Source organism: Xenorhabdus indica (assembly GCF_014467235.1).
Lineage (GTDB): Bacteria > Pseudomonadota > Gammaproteobacteria > Enterobacterales > Enterobacteriaceae > Xenorhabdus > Xenorhabdus indica.
Genome location: NZ_NKHP01000001.1, coordinates 339,812 through 359,796, shown reverse-complemented (window position 1 = coordinate 359,796; position 19,985 = coordinate 339,812). Strand labels below are relative to the sequence as shown.

Sequence of the window (19,985 nt, the reverse complement as noted above, 5' to 3'; positions counted from 1 at the left end):
GATTGAATAAGATGCCATTATGCGAACTCCTGTGGATAAACATATTGCATAAATTGTGTAATGTGACGAAGAAAACTTTGAGGTTTTTGCGTGATATAAAAATGGTTGCCGACAATCTCTTGATAGCAATGCGAAAGGTTTTGCATGTCACCGGCAAGCCAGTGATGCCACTGCTGAACTTCCAGAGCAGAAGCCTCTTTGTCTTCATTGCCATAAAGCAACAAGGTTGGTGTTTGCAGTTTTACTGATCCAGATGGAATAACCTGATGATAATGTTCCGTAGCCCAGAAATCAGCACGTAGCATGGGTAAAAACAGTGCCAGCAATCCGGGATCTTCGCGTAACATCGGGCTGCAACCGCCAATATCAATGAGTTGCTCAATAAATTCATGATCAGATAATCCACTCAATTGACGGCGGGATTGAAGATGGGGGGCATGACACCCCGAAAGCACCAGTGCCTTAGGAGAACAATCATGTTGTTCAAGGCGTTGGCAAGTTTCAAAAGCGACCTGAGCTCCCATGCTGTGACCGACTAGTATCAGGTTTTCTCTCTGAGCAGGTGTGAGTGACACGAGCAGCTCAGAAAGTGATTGCGCTAATGGTGCAATGCTGGTGACCGCACGTTCATTCATACGGTTGTCACGTCCGGGATAAATCACCAGCGAAACGGCAATATCTTGATTTTCCAGAGTAGACCATTGGCGAAATGCACTGCTGCTGCCCCCGGCAAAGGGGCAGATTAATAGAGTGTATTTGGGTTCGTCATGAGGTGTCAGGCACGGGCGAACCATTGGATGTACAGGGAGTGTCCATTTCATCAGTATTCTTCCTTAACTAACATCATCATTAACATCAGTAGTCAGCATCAATTGAGTGGGATCAATCCAGACTGGAGGTTGTAAATCCTGAGTAATAGGCTCTCCCATCATACGCAGAATTTGTTGCCACAATTTTGCCAACCGTCGTTGATAGTCGTCACTAAAGGCGGGAGGGCAGAGAGCACCATTCAATACAGAACCTAAGGTGCTAAGTAAAAATGCCACGCCTTCAGCACCATCACATTCAAATGCCGTCATCCAGTCTTTGCTTGCCGGACAAAGAATTTGTGATGTTGTTTGGTGTTGATAAGTACCATCCGGTTGACTGGCAGTCAGATAGAGACTCTGATTACTATTCAGATGATTTGGGGCATGAAGAACCGGTGACCAGATCACCGGCCCATAACTGGCTTCCTGCGTCAGGTAACCCGCAGGCCAAACCAGCGTCATCTTGTGCATGACAAGGTTATGCATATCGGGATCTTTCGGATCGAGATAGGATTGAACGTCTAACGCGATGATTGTCCCTGCCAAACGCAGCTCAAAGCAATGAAATGTATTACTCCGTTGTCCCACATAGGCTATTTCTATCTGTTCAGGGCAATGACAGGCTTGTAGCAACAGGTCAAGAGCAGAAAACAGTAACTGACGGCTGGTTGTCAGATAGCCATTTATCGGACGTTGCTGTGATAATTGGCTAATTTGATGCGCCGCATGTAACCAACTTCTGCCAGCATGGCATTGGCTATAAAAACTATTTACCCAAAATATAGCCCCTTGTTTTTCAGCGGCTGATTGGTGCCGTTTAATGGCGTCTGCATCAAGGGGGTGTTCCTGAATAACAGAAATACCTCGTGCCAATAATGCTTGGGTTAATTGATCACCTTTGCCACCAATGATTTCTGCGCGTATGACCACACAGGCAATATCAATATCGTCCGGCAATTCATCCAATGAACGAAATAGTGGCACATTGAAATCACGGGCCAGTTGCTGCGAACGAGGACTTCCTTGCGCCAGAATACCGGCCAGCTCCAGATCTGGCCGAGGTTGCAGGAATGCATTAAGGTACAGTTCGCCAAATTTGGCACCGACAATTAGAACCCGCCGTGGCTTTATCATATGTTCTCCTTAACTGGCTCAATAGTTAGGGTTGAATTCAGGATGTTTTTCAGACAAATAACCAGAGAGCTGACATGTTTGTGTTGGAATAAGCTGTAGTGATTACCATCAAGTTGTGTCACATTGACGGGCCCGAAAACTTGCCAGCCGAGCTCCATTGAGGTGATTGTTGTTGGGTCGAGATAATCCATAAAATCAGGTAACGCCTGTGCAGCCCGGATAAGGACGAAAGGCTGTGAAGTCCGTGGTGGACAGTAATCAAGCAATGCACGCAGATTATGGCGCCATATGGTGTAGAGTTCAGTCAGAGAACTGTCAATATTTGCAGATTGTGGCAGGGCCTCATGCAGTGTTTGCAGGAATGTCTCGGTATTAGCCGCAATAGTGCGATTATCCAGCGCCAACTCTGGGAATTGCCCCTGCAAATCGAGCAGGAAATGACGGTGGCAAAATGTATTATCTAAAATCAGATCAGGGCGTACGTTTGGTGCGAAACTATCAATCAGGATGCAATGAGAAACATTTTCACCCGCAGTGCGTAATTGATGTGCCATTTCATAGGCTACCAATCCGCCAAAAGACCAACCTGCCAGTGTATAAGGCCCTTTAGGCTGGAAACTACGGATTTGGTTGATATAGTCAGCCGCCAACGCTGCAACGGCAGGTCTATCGGTATTCAGGTTATCTGGGGCAAATGCTAACCCAATCAGGCGCTGATCGCCGAAATTAGCCGCCAAGTGACGATATCCCAGCAGATGTCCACCAATAGGATGGACGATAAATAAAGCAGGTTTTTCAGTGCCTCCTTCGTTTAAGATTACCCCTTGGTAGGTATCTTCCGGTTGATGTTCAATAAATTCAGCTAATGAATGCACCGTATCGTAAGTTTGCAGCAGGCTGAGTGGATACTGGCGATTGAATGTCTGGTTGATTTTCACCATTAACCGTACTGCTGCCAGAGAATCTCCTCCAAGAGTAAAGAAACTCTCATGTACGTTGATATCTTGTTGCTCTAATACCGATTCCCAAAGGCTTAATACCGCTTGTCCTGTTGTGTTAAGAGTCACCGTCGATGGTATTGAATTAACTTCTTGCGTTTCTTCAACCAGAGTGACTAATGTGCGTCTGTCGATTTTACCGTTGTCGGATACAGGTATTGTATCGAGAATGATAAATCGCTGCGGACACATCCAAATCGGTAAGGTTTGCTGCAACCAGTGAGGCAGCATTGGTAAAAGTTCGCTGGATAGCGGCGCGTTGTCAGTTAAACGTAAGCCCGCAACTAGTTGCAATGCGCCGGTTGACGTTGTATGAGCAAATACTAACGCTTGTTGTATCGCAGGATGTTCACATAAAAGGTGCTCAATTTCGCCTAACTCAATTCGGTAGCCACGGATTTTAATCTGGTGATCATTGCGCCCCAGAAATTCGATATTCCCATCTGGAAGCCAGCGTCCTAAGTCACCTGTACGGTAAAGTCGCTCACCTGTTTGAGGATGTGTGATAAAGGCATGTTTCGTTTTTTCAGCGTCGGCCCAATAACCCAGTGCCAGCCCTTGTCCACCAATATACAACTCACCGATTACCCAAACAGGGCAAGATGAAAGTGCTGTATTAAGCACATAAAAAGTCTGATTATACAAAGGCTTACCATATGGAATACTGCGCCAATTTGGTTCGACTTGTACGATAGGATAAGCAATAGACCAGATTGATGCTTCGGTTGCACCTCCTAAACTAAGGAGGTTTAACTCAGGGTGAAGCGTATGTAATTTGGCCGGCAAATTGGTTGGTATCCAGTCACCACTCATCAATATCCAACGCAGGTTATGTAGGGAATGGGGATAGCTACGGGCATATTCCTCAAGCAGTTGCACAAATGCAGGAACGGAGTTCCAGACAGTCACCGATTCTTGTTGTAACCATGTTAATAACTTGTCCGGCTGCCGATTATCACCCGCAGCGGGCATTACCAGTTTTGCTCCACAGCTTAGCGTGCCGAACAGGTCATAAACGGAGAGATCGAAGGTTAACTCTGAGATTGCCAGTACACTATCGTGCTCACTGAGTGCAATGCGCTGGTTAATATCGAGAATAGTATTGACTGCGCTTTGATGATCAATCATTACGCCTTTTGGTGTTCCGGTAGAACCTGAGGTGAAGATGACATAAGCCAGATCTTCAGGGCGTACGGATAAACTCGGTTTGTTAGTGGTTGGCAAGTTATTGAGTAATGTTTCATCCAGAGAGATGATCTGGATATTGTCGGGCCAGTTCAACTGTTGAGCGAACTTAGGTTGAGTCAGTACGGTATCAACTTCCCCTAATGCTAATAGCTGATGAATTCGTTGTTGCGGATAGCTGGCATCAATAGGCAGATAAGCGCGTCCTGCTAATAAAATGGCAATAACTGCAATAACCTGTTCCCGGCCTTTTTCCATCACCACACTAACCAGAGGCGAAGTCTGATTTTCTTGTGCTTGCAGATGAACCGCCAGTGTCAGGCTTTGTGACCACAAAGTGCGATAGTCTAGCTGACAACAAGCATCGACAACGGCGATATGTTGTGGATAACAATTTACTGCTTGTTCAATCAACGAACAAAGTGTATGAGGCGGAAAAATATTTTTTGTCGCATTGCTGTTCTGGCACAAAGTGCGATCACTTGCCGGGAGCCAGTCAGGAAGTGGGGCACTCCATTGGTAATCCGGTTCGAGCAGTGCAACGATACTGGCTTGATAATGATCAAACATGTTTTCTGCAACTTGAGGCTGGAACAGTTGTGGTAAGATTGCCCACTGTATGGTGACCCCACCCTCTGTGCCAGAAATTAACATACAGTCGAGATAAACATGTGGTGTTTGCGCACCAAAGAGATTCAGTGTCCCTAACCCTGATGGCCCTTTGCCCGCAGTACCGGTTGTATCGTTGAATACGATCGGCATACCGGCATTCAGGTTGTGGCGATGCTGATTTTTCTCCCTGAGTACCAATTGCCCATCAAACAGCGCATGTTGAAGATCAGCTAACCATTGTTTTTGTATCCGGCTTACTGCATCACTGAAGCCGGTGGTATTGCGTAAATCCACTTCCAGCAGTGATGTGGTAGATAGATTGCCGACTAACATATCGCAATGCTGTGGCATTAACAGACGATTGCCATGCAGGACATTGATAGTGAAATGTTCGCTGTTGCTCCATACCGACAGAATATGGGCAAATAGCGTGAGCATAACTTGTGAAGGTGATACCCGGTGCTCTGCCGCTCGTTGTTGCAAGCGCTGCCATTGTTGAGCGCTGATATATCCTGTCAGGCACTGCTGATCGAGTAGTTGTGACTGATGATCTTTCAGTGGTAACACTGGCGCATCAGGAATTGAAGGTAAGCGATCAAGCCAGTATTGCCGACTTTGTTGCCAGGCTTCTCCGGTTTTCTCATTCTCCAGTGTCTGAATATAGTCAGTAATAGTTATTGCCGATGGTTCTGGTTGCCAGTCAGGTTCCTGATACCAATGGTGTAAGTCACGCAAGATTAAGGTCAGACTTTTGCCATCTGCGACCAGTAGGTCAATTGTCAGGTGTAATAAGTGTGTCCGGTCATCGGTATGGTACAGCGTCAAATCAAATAACGGCCAGTTGTCGCTAGGAACGCCTTGAGTACGCAACGTGTTACGGGCGTTGTTCAGTTGTGTTTCGCACTCCTCTTGTGTCATGTCACGACAATCAATAATTGTCGGCGTATAGCAGGGCACTTCTGGCAGAATATGATATTGCCCCTCTTTTACGTAACCGCGTAATTGCCCATGATGACTTATCACCTGGTTCCAGGCGGCAGTAAAACGAGGAAGATCAAGCCCGTCAATAGCTAGCTCGGCATAGAAGTGAGCAATACCATTGCCAAACTGAAACAATTGGCTCTCTCCCAACCAATAAGCATATTGCAGAGCGGTGAGTGGCAGAATCTGTTCTGATGCTGGTTCTGTTTGATGTGGTTTAACCAGTGTTGTTGAATTTGTCCCAATAACCCGCAGGGTACGACAGAATTCACTCAATTTAGGCTGTTCAAACAGTTGTTGAAGATTGGCTTGTTCGTAACCCTGGCGACGTAGTTGCACCACCATGCGGGTAGCAATCAAGCTATCACCACCACTTTGGAAAAAGTCACTGTAACGTTGAATTGTCTGAGGAAGCAGTGAGTTCCAGAGCTCAATGACTTGCTGTTCAATATCACGAAGTTGATCATCTGCTGTTTCCGGTTGTCGAGCTTCCACCGTGACCGACTGTGCTATGCTATCTTTCATGGTCATTGTTGGTAATGCTGCCAATGGTAACTGCTCTTGCTGTTGAATATGCAATGAGTAAGGCAAGGTAGAAAATTGTGCCGTGATTTCACCAACATTGAGTCGTGCTTGCTGTTCGGATCGCGCCAGAATCAATTGTTGATGCAATTCTGGCCCATCTTGTCCTGGCCATTCCAGTGAAACCTGATAGCCGGATTTCTCCAGACAGTTACGCCAGTCTGCAAGCTCCAGCAATGCGCTATTACCTTGATCATCACCGCGATCATCGGCCCAGGCATTAATACCTTCAATAAATCCGACACTGGCGAGTTGCATAGCACTTTCGCGCTTAGTGGATTCAATAATCAGCAGCCACCCACCGGCTTTTAGTAACCGGGACAGACGTTTCAAGGTGTTCCTTAGATGGATGGCATCATGTAAGACATTAACTGCCATAATCAGGTCATAACCAGATTCAGGATGCTGGCTAAAATCAATACGCCGATTAATGTCGAACAGAGCAAATTTTACGGTTTCGCCATAGTGATTAAATGACTGGCGAGCATCATCCAAAAATAGCGGTGAAACGTCAGTAAAGTGATAACTTTCAATGGATTGAGCATTCTGTTTAAGCACTGTTTTTGATGTGGCGCCTGTGCCTGCGCCGACTTCCAGCACAGTGAAATGTTCGGCTGTCTGGCTCAATTGTCGGACAATTTCAGCGGCAGTCTGGTTCAGGCAACGTAATGCAGGGTTTTCGCTGTAAAGGCTGGCTGTAGTTTGTTTATCGGCAAACAGCAGTTCTAATGCATTTCCACGCCCGGCAAGCAGGGTGTCATGTTGGTCGATACAGGTTGCAACATAACGGCTGATGGTTTGGCACCATATGGCATCAGCCAGTTTTGTGGTAGGAGCAGGGATCTGGCTGAGTGGTTGCAGGCAACGGTATCCACCAGCGATTTTTTCTATAAATCCTTGCTTACTTAATAATTCCAGCCATTGGGTAAGCAAGCGTTGATACCGTGGTGCCAGTTGTAAGCGTTGTTCAATCTCTTCACGAGAGTGGTATTGTTGTGAAAACGTGAACAGGTTATGGCGCAGTAAGGTCTGGCCCAGACCCAATAACGCTTGTTGCTCAATATATTGCCAAGAGCATTCAAATTCTTGTTGTTCCGCTAACGTAGGAAGCGGTAAGACTCCAGTATTTATCACCAAGGGTTCTGAAAACGATGATTTTGGCAACGATAGTGACAAATTATCTTCTGCTACCAACCATAAATTATAACTTTGAGTATCGTCCTGACGCGGCTGAATTTCTGCTAATCGTATTTCAGGCTGAGAACGCAGATATTGTTCAGCCTGATGCAATGCAGGGTGTTGTGACCAGAATTTATAACGAGTATGACCGACAGGTGGTGTATGAAGATCATAATGCTCCAGACGTTCAGGATGGCGGAAAATTTGTACAACTTGTACTAATAGCGCGTTATAGGCAGTAAATAGTGCTTCAATGACTCCCGCTTCCAGTACATCGTCCATGCAATACCAGTTAAACAGCATATCACCATCCACTTCCATGACCTGGTGATCCAGCCAGACTTGTGGCGTTTGGCTCAGCACAAAGACTGGATCACCCAGTAATTGAGTGATGGATTGTTTTATTGCAATACCATCTTGTGCCATTCCCAACATACTGGTGAAAACGACCGGCGTCAGAAGTTGTCTGTTTTGGGCTTCATCAGATTGCTGGCGACCTAATTCCCGCAGTACTTCAACCCCATTGACATGACTATGGCTTAGTCGCTGCCAGAGCAAGGCCTGGGTTTTTTCCATACTGGCACGCAGGGAGGTCGTTTTGCGTAAATCAAAATCCATCAGCATGACGGAGGTAAAATCACCAATCAGCTCTTGAACCTCTGGATGGAAAGGCTGGCGATTAAAAAATGTCAGGTTGAGGGTAAATAGCGGATGGCGACTGTACCATTCAAGCGTATGGGCAAATAGTGTGAGCAGACCCGCGGAAGGTGTGACTCCCCATTTTGTCCAGCTTTGTTTAAGTACTTGCCAGTCAGATTGCGCCAGCCGGCCTTCATAAGTTGTGAATTGTGGCTGGCTACGCTGAGGTAATTGTGGGTTCAATGGTAATCTTGGCGCTGGAGGTAATGAAAATAATTGTTCCTGCCAGTATGCCCATGATGCGCGCCACTCTTTACTTTCACGTTGTGCTTGTTCTGCCATCACATAGTCGCGGAAAGTAAATATTTGTGGAGCGAGTGGTTGTTGCTGGTGATAAGCTCGTTGTAGATCGTCCATCATGATCCGGAAACTCTGTACGTCAAACTGCAACAGATCCAGGTTCATATGTAAGCGGCAACGCTCATTCGGCAGCAGGGAAACAGAGACTTCAAACAGTGGCCACTGTTCCGCAGGCGGCACTTGATAAGAAAGAGTATGACGACGCTGAGCCAAAGCTTGTTCGCAGGTTGTATCGTTCAGTTTTCGCAAATCATCCTGTGATAAAACATACCAAGGCGTTTCAGATAGAATTCTCTGTTGGCCATCTTCATCAACGATCATGCGTAACATGCCATGACGCTGAATTAAGGCATTCCATGCCTTTTCAAAACGTGGGATATCAAAGCTGCTTAGTGCCAGATCCCATTCAAACAGAACGTGACACGCCACACCACCAAAATCAATAGCCTGAGTACGACCAACCCAGTAAGCGTGCTGAATTGGCGTCAGAGGAAATGGTTCATGGTGTTGGACTCTGTCAATAATGATCTCAGGTTGAGTGGGTACAGAGGCTTGTTCAGGTAATGCGTCGCCAATAAGCGCATTAAGCCCCTCCAGAGTCATATTCTGATAGGACAATTCAGCAGTTAATCTGAAACCAAATTGCTGGTGGATCACCGTATTTAGTTCAAGGAACAGTAGGGAATCCAAACCAAATTGTAATAGATCTTGTTGTGGCTCCAGACGTTCAGGCTGTTCTAAGCGCAATAATGTTGCAATATGCTGACGTAGCCAATGAAGCCGTTGTTTACTATCCTGATAGAGTGCGTTATCAGTAGAGAGTGCAGATGTCGGCGTTGTAGTGGTATGGGGGATGTCAGCCTGCAAACGCCGTAAAATGCCAGGATGACGCTCATCTAACCGCATTGCCAGATAGCAAGGAGAAGCAGTACGCAGGGATTGATTGAGATGCCAGATTCCCTCATTGGCACTGAATGGTAACATGCCATCTTGCGCTAGTTTTTCCACTAATCGCCGATCGCTGGCCATGCCAATGCCACCCCAAACACCCCAGACTAACGTTTTTACCATCAATGTATTTGTCATCGACGGATCGGTTGCGGTCAGTGCCAAAGATTCCAGATAAGCGTTGGCGATGGCATAAGCGCTTTGTCCTTGAGCACCTAGCATTGAAGCAGCGGAAGCATGAAGCAACAGATATTGTGCCTTTTGTTGCTGAAGTACCGTTTGCAATGTTGACGCGCTCTGGGCTTTTACGCATAACATTTGCGACAGATGTTGACGATCAAGTTTTGCCAGCGGAGTGTGATCAGCAATACCGGCGGCATGAATCGCGCCTGCAATACCATCTTCTTGTGCCAGTGATTGCACGGCATTTAATAAAGTTGATGTGTCAGTGACATCAACGTTAATCCAGCGTATTTCGCATTCGTCACTCAGTGACAGCGCTTGGACAAAAGCATCCCAGTCCTCATGTTTGCGGCGGGCAAACACAGCAATTTTACGAGCGCCTTGAGACAGCAACCAACGGATAGAAATTTGCCCGATCCCTCCCATACCGCCGGTAACGATGTGCCAACCCTGATGGGGAATCGACATTGGTTGCTGCGATAGCATAAGTGGCTGACGCTGTAAAATCGGCACAGAGACTTGATTTCCGCGTACTTTCAGCCAGCGATGTTGTTCATTCAGATAACCGAGTGCTAATAACAAAGCATCGGTATCATTGATATCAGCGATATCAATCGCCTGAATATGGCAATGGGGATACTCTTCAACCGCAACCCGCAACAGTGCCCAGACAGCGTATTGAGCGGGATTGATGTCCTCTTTTGATAAGGTGCTTTCAGGTTGCGCGCAGCAAGTTATAACGGTTAATGATGTTGTTTCATCACGCTTTAATTCGCTAGTAACCTGATCACATAATTCAACAACATCATCACCCTGGAGCAGTAATAGTGTATTTCCGCTTTCCGGCTGTAAGTTAATGCCTGCCTGACGCCAATGTTGAGCAATTGTGTCATTCGCTGTTGATAGACGAAGTGTATACGTCGTTGAAGATCTTGGTTTACCCGCAGTATTTGGTTTATCTACAGTAGTTATGGTGCGCCAATGCAGAACATAGTGAGTATCAGGACATGGCTGTGGTGTAAGAAGCCATGACTTTCTCGTTGTTGGCGTTGTTGCCAATTGGCGAGGTAGATCAGCCCGATCACTCATTAATGCGAATAAACGTTCGCCAGCATAGATCAATGCAGGGAAATCTGTGAGTAAATTTGCTTCCAATAAGCGGCGTTTGGCATATGGCAGAGCACGGTGAGGGCGATACATTTTACTGATTGTTGGCCCGACAATTTGTTGGTAATAGCCTTGCTGAACACAATGGTTCAATAGTTGTTCCAGCAAAGGGCGCCAGCAAGGTTGCAGTCGGCCAGCCCGAATCGTGTCAATGGCACTGAAACCTTGTTCAGTCTTGGGCCCATGACATTGATAGATTAGTGCATCGGTATACAACGCTCGAAGTATTGTTGCATTGGTATTTTGCTCAATGGCAGGATCGAGCAGGAAATTGATATCAATCCCAGTATTAGTATCGGCCGAATGTTGTACAAGATTCTGTTGCCTGGCATTGGTGGCAGAGAAGCTATAATGCTGTTTATCAAATGGATAGAGCGGAGCATGGCATTTTGCCCCGGCAACCGGGAAAAGACGCGGCCAATCAAGATGTGCACCAGCACAGTAAAGTTGCATAAGTGCTGTTTGCTGAGCCATTTCTGGGGTGCTTTGACGATGTGTACTGGCAACCCAGGTTTCATGTGGCAAACTGATACGTCGCCCGATCCCTGTTAGTTGTGCATCAGCACCAAATTCTACGAATAATGCCACACCTTGTTGTCGGGCAAATTCAATCGCTTGATGGTAACGCACCGTTTGACGTATATGGTGACGCCAGTAGTCTGGTGAACCTAGTTGCTCGGTAGTTGCAATATCTGCTGTCAGGGTTGAAATTAACGGAATTTCGCCCGATACAGGCTGGAGCTGGCTACCATACAGGGAAAAACGCTGAGAAAATTCTTCCAGAATTGGCTCAAGCATGGCTGAATGTGCTGCGCAGGCAACGTTAAGGTGCTGGAAACGGATCTGCTGCTGTTCCAGACGTTGTGTCAGTATATCAATTTCAGTTTTTGTGCCAGCCCAAATCCAGTGTTGTGGACCATTGCAAACCGCTAAATCTAATGCCAGTGAATGCGTAAGGGGAAGAATATCTTCTTCTTTGGCAAAAACGGCCAACATTGCGCCCCCTTGGGCACATTTTTGCATCAATTTGCCCCGTACTGCGACCATCGGCATTACTTGCTCTGGCGTGAAAATCCCGGCAATAACGACAGCGGCGAATTCGCCGACGGAGTGTCCCAATATGTAATCTGGCTTTAAGCCAAGTGCTCGCCAATGTGTTGCCAGCGCAATTTGATGTGCCACAATTGCTGGTTGTGCATATTCAGTGGTAGCTAATGCGGCTTCATGTTCCCCGAACATCACTGCTTTTAATGGCAGTGTCAACTCAGAAATACAAGCGGCACAACAACGATCCAACATAGCGGAAAAAACAGGAGAGCTGTCATACATTGCTTTTCCCATACCAGGCCATTGACAACCCTGACCGCTGAATTGCCACAGTTGTTTGCTTTCACCCTTGACTTGTCTGCTAAAAATGTCCGGTGCTGGACTATGGCTTGCAAAGGCGGATAAGCTCGCAGCATTTTTTGCTGTATTTTGTGGTGTCAGTGCCAATGCTAAACGCCAGGGGAATGAAAGATCGCGCCCCTGTAAGGCTGTTATGGCCAAATCAGCATGGTTTCCTGAGGTAAGCACAGTTGCGTAACGTTGTGCCAATTGACGCAGTGAAGATTCAGACGCTGCGGAGAGCAACAAAGGCGTGTTTTGTGCATGGGCTTGCGAATCATTGACACGGTGACGCTGTAATTCTTTCGGCAATGATTGCACCACAATATGGCAGTTGGTGCCGCCAATACCGAATGAAGAAACGCCGGCAGTACGTAATTCTTGTGTCCAACGTTGCCCTTGTATTGCTAGCCTGAATGGGCTTTCTTCCAACCGCAATGCCGGATTGGGGTGTTGTACATTGATAGTTGGTGGAATGTAACCATGCCAGACTGACAGAACCGTTTTAATCAAACTGGCAATACCCGCGGCAGTATCGAGATGGCCTATGTTGCTTTTCACTGAACCTAAGTAACAAGACGGTACAACCGCACTACGTTCGGAGAATATGCTGCGTAACGCATCAACTTCTATCGGATCGCCAAGTGGTGTACCTGTGCCATGTGCTTCAATCATTCCGATATCATCAATGCTGACATCTGCCAGTTGTAGAGCTTCGGCAATCACGCTGCGCTGACCATTAACCGAAGGAGCAGTAAAACCAACTTTTTCATTGCCGTCGTTATTAATGGCACTGCCCCGTAATACCGCCATGATAGGATCGCCATCGCGTAACGCATCGCTCAGACGTTTCAGCGTAACAACACCAACGCCATTGCCACCGTAAGTGCCGTTTGCCTGACTATCAAAGGGACGGCAATGCCCATCAGGTGAGAAGATCATTCCCGGTTGATACAAGTAACCGCTTTCTTGTGGAAAAGAAACCGCCACACCGCCAGCCAGCGCCATATCACATTCACCGGAACGCAGGTTTTCGCAAGCCATATGCACGGCAACCAGTGAACTTGAACAGGCTGTTTGTACTGTCAGTGCGGGACCTTTCAGATTTAATTTATAGGCGGTACGCGTTGCAAGATAATCTTTATCGTTGCTCATTAGCGCCTGTAGCCCTTTCACTTTGCCGATATCGGTCATAGTGAATTGTGACCATGAAGGCCAGGTGCTGACTCGGCTACTGGCGAAAACGCCTGTTTTCAGGCGCACATTACGTGGTGAATAGCCGGCATGTTCAAGCGCATGCCAGGCTGTTTGCAGAAACAGGCGTTGCTGAGGATCGAGCATTTCTGCTTCCTGACGCGAATAGCCAAACAGTGTGGCGTCAAATTGTTCTGCACCCTCTAATATCGCTGCCTGATTGACAAAGTTTTCACTATCAATAACTTCAGGTGGAATGCCTGCATCCAATAATGTTTGGCGGGAAAGTGTGGTAGTACACTCAATCCCTTGTTGCAGATTATGCCAGAAAGTATCGCTATCTGGTGCTTGTGGAAAGCGGCAGGCAAGGCCAATCACTGCGATGGGATCACAATTATCGTAGTGAGGCTTTAAATCAGTCATTGTGCGGCTCCTTTATGACGTTTTTCCCGTTGTTGCAGACGCTTTTTTTGTTGACGCTGACGAAGAGTAATCGACGGTTGATTTCCGTCTTGAGTATCTTTTCGGCAATGTAAGCTGAGCGCTTCTGGAGTTGGATAAGCGAATAAATCAGTAACAGCAAGATGGTGAAAACCTGCATGTTGTAACTTGCCGTGCAATTGAATTAGCTGTAGTGAATTGGCTCCGGCATCAAAAAAGTTCTGTTGAACGTTGATGGCGTGATTGGTTACCGATAAAAACAGACGTTGAATTTCATTGCATATCTGTGGATCACATCCTTCTGAGCGTGATGATGCAATAACAACAGATGCGTTATCTTCAACCATCAGGCATTGCTGGCGTGGCATCAGTTGTTCTAACGTTAAATGCCAGCTTTCTGGTTGTGCCGCGAGGGTGCGTAATAGCGTAATATAGCTGTTAAACATGGTTTGCAACTGATGTGGCTCAAATAACGCTTCGACCGCATCCCAATTCAGGCAAAGCTCATCGTCAGATTCGTAAACCTGATTATCCAGCCAGATTTGTGGCGTTTGCGAGATGCCCCAAACGGGTTTCATCCATGATGAACGTGAAAGGAATTGCCCTTCATGAGTTCCTAATGCACTGGTGAAAACAACAGGCATGGTGGCTGCATCCGGGCCACGATTTTGTGCCAGCTCACGCATTACTCTGATCGCCGAAATATGGCGGTGATCCAGATCCTGCCATAACTGTTGTTGTACCCTCCGTGCACTTGATAACCAATTTTTCTCTGGATACCAGGCGAGAAGTGACAGTGAAGTAAAATCACCCAGAATACGATTGATGTCCTCATGCCAGTGTGGACGATCGAACAGGGTAAGATTAAGCGTTAATGCCGCTCTGGTGCTGAATGCCGAGAGAACAGTTGCATAAGCTGCAATCAAGAGCGCGGAAGGTGTTATCTGATGTGGGGCAGCATATTGCTTCAATTGCTTCCATTCATGTGCAGATAACCGATCGCTATAACGTACAAAATGTGGGGATTGCACGTTTTCCGGTACAATACGCAATGGCAATTGTGGCGCCAGTGGTAATGTTTTCACCTGTTCTTGCCAATATTGCAGTGAACTTTGATGCACTGGCGTTTGTTGCTGACGTAACACACAATCTCGGAATGTGATGTTCAATGGTGGCAATTCGTGTTGTTCGTTGAGATATAGCTGTTCTAATTCGGCCAGCAATATCTGCATGCTTAATCCATCTAATAGCAAATTATCCAGGCTGACAAATAATCGGGATGCAGGGCTGTTGTCTTGCGCAAGTTGAAAATCGAACACTGGCCAGTGTCCGGCATCTAATACCTGATGTGACAAACGTTCACGTAATGAATCCGCTTCAGTAATATCAGTGAATTGGTGCTGTTTAACTGAGAAGAAAGGGACATCTTTCAATATTTGTTGTTGCCCATTAATAACTACCGTTCTAAGTACCGGATGACGCTGGATCAGGCGATTTAATACTCGGTTCAGGCGTTGAACATCTAGTTGTTCTATCCGGTATTCAATAAAGAAATGTGCACCAACACCGCTCAGGGCAAAACCAGGGTGACGCCCAACCAGGTAAGCCTGCTGAACTTCGGTCAGTGGGAAAGGTTGGTATTTATCTTCATCTTGCTCTTTGGGTATCAAATAGGTATCTGATGAAATGTCAGACAGAGGAGCCAGTAGAGGAGAAAGTGTCGCGGCAAATGCCGCTAATTGCGGGTTACGGAAAAGGTGGCTTAGTTCACCTTTTAAGCCTTGTTGTGCCAATTCACCGATCAGACGTGTAGCCAAAAGGCTATCACCGCCAAGTTGGAAAAAGTCGCTGTTACGGCCTGGCTGCTCAGTATTCAACAAACGTTGCCAAATGGCTGCAACAGTTTGTTCCTCTGCATTCAACAGAATCATGTCATTCTGGTGCGGCTCGGTTTCGGTTTTTGTGGTGGACAGCAAGCTTTGTGCCAGAGCGTTACGGTCGATTTTTCCGTTAGGTGTAAGAGGCAGATGAGGAATAACAAGCAAGCGTTGTGGGATCATGTATTTTGGCAAATATTGTGCCAATATGGACTTAATTTTTTCCCGATCAGGTATGGAGACGTTGTCACTTGCTTGCATTAATAACACATTAAGGTTGCCAAGGGTAATTGGCGTTTCTGTCTGTAGTGGCAGAAGAGATAACCATTGTGACGCAGTGCGTAGCTGAATACCGTGAGGTGAGAGTAACTCAGTGGTAATCAGAGAGATAGATGAAGCGTGGTGCAACTCTATTGCCAATACCAACGCACCGGGTTGTGCTAAAGGCATCAACGCCTTGATACAGTTTGCAGGATCTTTTTCTCGATGTAATACATTGTTTAACAAGATAATATCTGCCTGATGCTGTAACGACTCAGGAATTTGCTCAGGCCAGCGTTTCACTGATACATGCGTGTGAGCACTTAACCGAGTTTGCATTTGGTTAATGAGTGCCTGAGAACGTTCAAAGCCGATATAGGACAGATGTTGATCGGTAATCTGTTCTGCCAGCCACTGGGCACAGAGACCACTGCGGGCATCGAACTCCATCACGGTCACAGGGCGTTGTAACCGTTGGGAAAGGGCAACGATAACCTGTTTTAAACCTGCCAACCATTGTTGAGTTTCGGACAATACAAAGAGCTGTTGTTCCGGCGCGAACTGCGGATCATCAAGCAATGTGACTGCGGTTTGCTGTCCGGTCAGAATACTACGCAGTGTAGAATGCCAGCGCTCAGGAATACATCCTGTTTCAGCTTTGTTATTGAATATTGAGGTTAATAATTCAGTCTGATATACGTGATGTGCAGATTCAACCAATAGATTGCATTGGCAAAGATACGCCAGCATACGGGCAAACCAATCATGATATTCTGATTGGGGCTGGTAATCTTTCAGGCAATTGGCGAGAGATTGGGGGGAAGTAAACGTAATACCGTAACGAGACAGATGTTCAAGCAAAAATGTTGCAACTTGAGGTTCACTGTTGTCATCAGTTGTATCTGTTTTATCGATAATAGCCTGCATTGCAGGAAACAGATCACGGTAGGTTGTCGGTAACTGTGAGGCACGATTTATGCGTTGGTATAAGCTATCGCCTTCCAATTCAAGGAACGCCACCAGTGATTTTTCTTTTTCACCACTGGTTAAAGCAACGCCTTTACGAATACCGGTTACTTGATTAAGGGCAGCATCAACTTCTCCTAGCTCAATGCGATATCCCCCAATTTTGACCTGGTTGTCGCGGCGTCCCATAAATTCCAGCCAGCCTTCGGGATGATAACAACCCAGATCACCAGTTCGATACCAGCGTTCTCCCTGATCGATGACGAATTGAGCGATAGTACGTTCTTCATCATTAAAATAGCCTAGTGCGACACCGGCTCCACCAATCCAAAGTTCACCGACAACCCAGTCAGGACAATCTCGGCCATCTTCACCCACGACACGGTAACGCTGGTTAGCCAGGGGATAGCCATAAGGAATCGAACACCACTGTGTATCAACTTTTTTGACGATATATTCATTTGACCAGATCGCTGCTTCTGTTGCTCCACCCATGGCACTGAGTACACCTGCAGGATTGAATGCATGGTAACGTTCAGGCAGTGACAAGCCGATCCAATCTCCGGATAGCATCACGGTACGAAGCGTTTTCGGTGCATCGACTTCCATTCCTTCACAATAGGTCAGCAACATATCAAACAGTGCCGGTACACTGTTCCACAACGTAATATTGTGTTGTTCGATCAACATTTCCCAGGTTGATGGATCGCGGCGTTGTGCTTCATTAATGAGTACCAGTGCTCCTCCGGCACTGAGAATGCCAAAAATATCGTAAACAGAGAGGTCGAAGTGCAGTGCGGAGAGTGCCAGCAATCGATCACAATTTTGAACTTGGTGACGGCGGTTGATGTCCAGACAGGTATTTAATGCACTTTGATGACTGATGACGACCCCTTTGGGTATACCCGTTGAACCGGAGGTATAAATGATATAGGCCGGATCGGTTACGGCACGTTTAGCCATGTGAGTCAAAGGTAATAATGAGTCATTTTGGTGCCAGGAAATACAGCATATATTTTGTGACCAATCTGGATGTTGTTGTTTAGGATCAATGACAACGATAGTGATGCCGGCACTTTCGCAGATAGCACGACGTCGGTTTAATGGTTGATCCACCGGAATTGGAACATAAACACCTCCAACATAAAGGATAGCTAATACAGCAACGATTTGTCCGATGCCTTTTTCCATGCTAATAGCAATCTGATCTCCCGGCATCACCGACATTTTTTGCAGTACGGCCGCTAATCGGCGGGCTGCCAGACTGAGTTCGCCATAACTGATTTTTTCATTATGATGGGTCACCAACGCAACAGCATGGGGAGTGCGCTCTGCTTGGGTAAACACACCTTCATGCAACAAGGCGTTTGGTAGCGGTTCAACCGTATTGTTGATTTTATGTCGTAGCTGATATTGCGACTCAGGCATCAAATCCGGGAGTTTCTCGCTCCACTGTGCGGCGTTTTCCGCCAGGTTCTCAATAAGCCCTTGATAGACAGTGAATAAAGTATCCATTAAACCGTCAGGAAAGAGTTCATCATTACTGTCCCACTGAATGTTCAGTGTGCTTTCATGTTCAAAAGCAACAAAATCTAACCATACCTGAGGTGTCTGTGAGATTCCCCAACTTGGTTTTCCCAGGACATTGTGGGTATTCTCACCATATAAAGGTCGGCCTAAATTGCTGGTGAACACAATTGGTGCGCCGTGTGGGTGGTTGCCGCGTTTTTTAAGCTCACGCAGTACTTCTACACCAGACCAATGACGGTGTTCGTATGCTTCAGCAAATGTTGCTTGTGCATTCTGAGCTAGTTGGCAAAACGGTAAATTATCACCGGGAATATCCAACAATAGAATGTTGGTAAAATCTGCCAAGATGTTATCAACTGCAGGGTGCAGCGGAGCTCTGTCAAATAGCGTTAGGTTAAATAATAAGTGCGTGGTGCTATCTTGTGTTGCCTTATCTTGTGTTGTGCTGTTTTGTATCGTACTGCTCCAGCGACACAATAAAGCAGCAAATGCGGTTGCCAATGCCATGGTTGGTGTCACGCCATTTTGCTGCGCGAGGTATTTAAAATGTTCCCAATGCTCAGGTGATAAACAGAAATGTCTGCGCTGAACCCGAACATTTTTTATTAGAGCAGGATCTTTGGCCAGAGGAAGCTGAGGTGCAAGTGGTAAGGTATCTAACCGATTACGCCAGAATGCTTCGGCTTCTTGTCTGGCTTGCTTAAATTGAGCCTGATATTGCGTTAGATAACTGCAAAAATCATAGTCAGAGGATATATCTGGCAAATTACGTTTGGCAATTAATGCCGCCAGTTCAGTAAAGAACAGGCTGAAACTGGCGGCATCCATGATTAGCAAATCGATATTCGCATGCAGACGATGCTGATTATCACCGAATAGGCTAAGTTGAATATCAAAAGTTTCTCCTTTTTCAACTTGTAATACCCGATGGCTTAGTTGTTCACGTATGTTAGTCAGAGCTTGTTGCTGTTCATTGGCTGTTAGGTTACGTAGATCGTGAACTGTTAATTTTTGCCAGTACGCATGAGCCACTCCTTGTTGGCGACCATCTGGCAAAAATTGTACACGCAACATTGGATGCCGCTGGATCAGAGCATGAATTGCTGCTTCCAGTTGTTCAGGTTTCAGCCCAATACCATCAAATTCGTGATACAAATGGCAACCAACTCCTCCTAACGTTTGTTCTGGTGAACGCCCAACAAAATAAGCGTGTTGTACTGCCGTTAATGAGAATGGATGAGCATCTGCAATCTGTGGCAGTGGCATTGTATCCTGAGAAACGGTTTGAGGGACTGGTGCATGGCTTCGCAGAAGCTGGCTCCAGGTATGCAGTGTTGGATTTTGGTAAAGCTCACGCAGAGTGACGTGATATCCTTGACGTCTGAATTGGTTTAGCAATGCCATTATTTGCATTGAATCCAGTCCGTTGCGAATTAAATTGTCGTTATCATCCACCAAAATATTTTTTTGGTTAAACAGATCAGAAATAAGCTGGCGCAGTGAATCTGGGGAGGGAAAGTCCATGTGCATGAAGAAATCCTATAAAAATGGCA

The 19,985-nt window shown here is 46.4% G+C and carries 4 protein-coding genes; all 4 read right to left on the bottom strand.

All coding sequences use genetic code 11. The features are described 5' to 3' along the window. Positions 1–17: 17 nt before the first annotated feature. Genes Xind_RS01180 through Xind_RS01165 form a run of 4 tightly spaced genes read right to left on the bottom strand, consistent with a single transcriptional unit; the run spans position 18 to position 19,962 of the window. Positions 18–794, bottom strand: coding sequence for a thioesterase II family protein (locus Xind_RS01180; RefSeq protein WP_047681460.1), 777 nt, complete (start codon positions 792–794; stop codon positions 18–20). A 39-nt stretch (positions 795–833) separates the two neighbouring features. Beyond that, positions 834–1,943 carry a Gfo/Idh/MocA family oxidoreductase gene (locus tag Xind_RS01175; RefSeq protein WP_187649298.1) on the bottom strand — a complete coding sequence of 370 codons (1,110 nt, stop codon included), beginning with the start codon at positions 1,941–1,943 and terminating at the stop codon, positions 834–836. Next, positions 1,940–13,780, bottom strand: coding sequence for a non-ribosomal peptide synthetase/type I polyketide synthase (locus tag Xind_RS01170; RefSeq protein WP_187649297.1), 11,841 nt, complete (start codon positions 13,778–13,780; stop codon positions 1,940–1,942). The genes Xind_RS01175 and Xind_RS01170 overlap by 4 nt, the downstream gene beginning before the upstream one ends. Then, positions 13,777–19,962, bottom strand: a complete 6,186-nt coding sequence (locus Xind_RS01165) for a non-ribosomal peptide synthetase (RefSeq protein ID WP_187649296.1) — start codon at positions 19,960–19,962, stop codon at positions 13,777–13,779. Before Xind_RS01165 ends, Xind_RS01170 begins: the two co-directional genes overlap by 4 nt. Positions 19,963–19,985 lie beyond the last annotated feature (23 nt).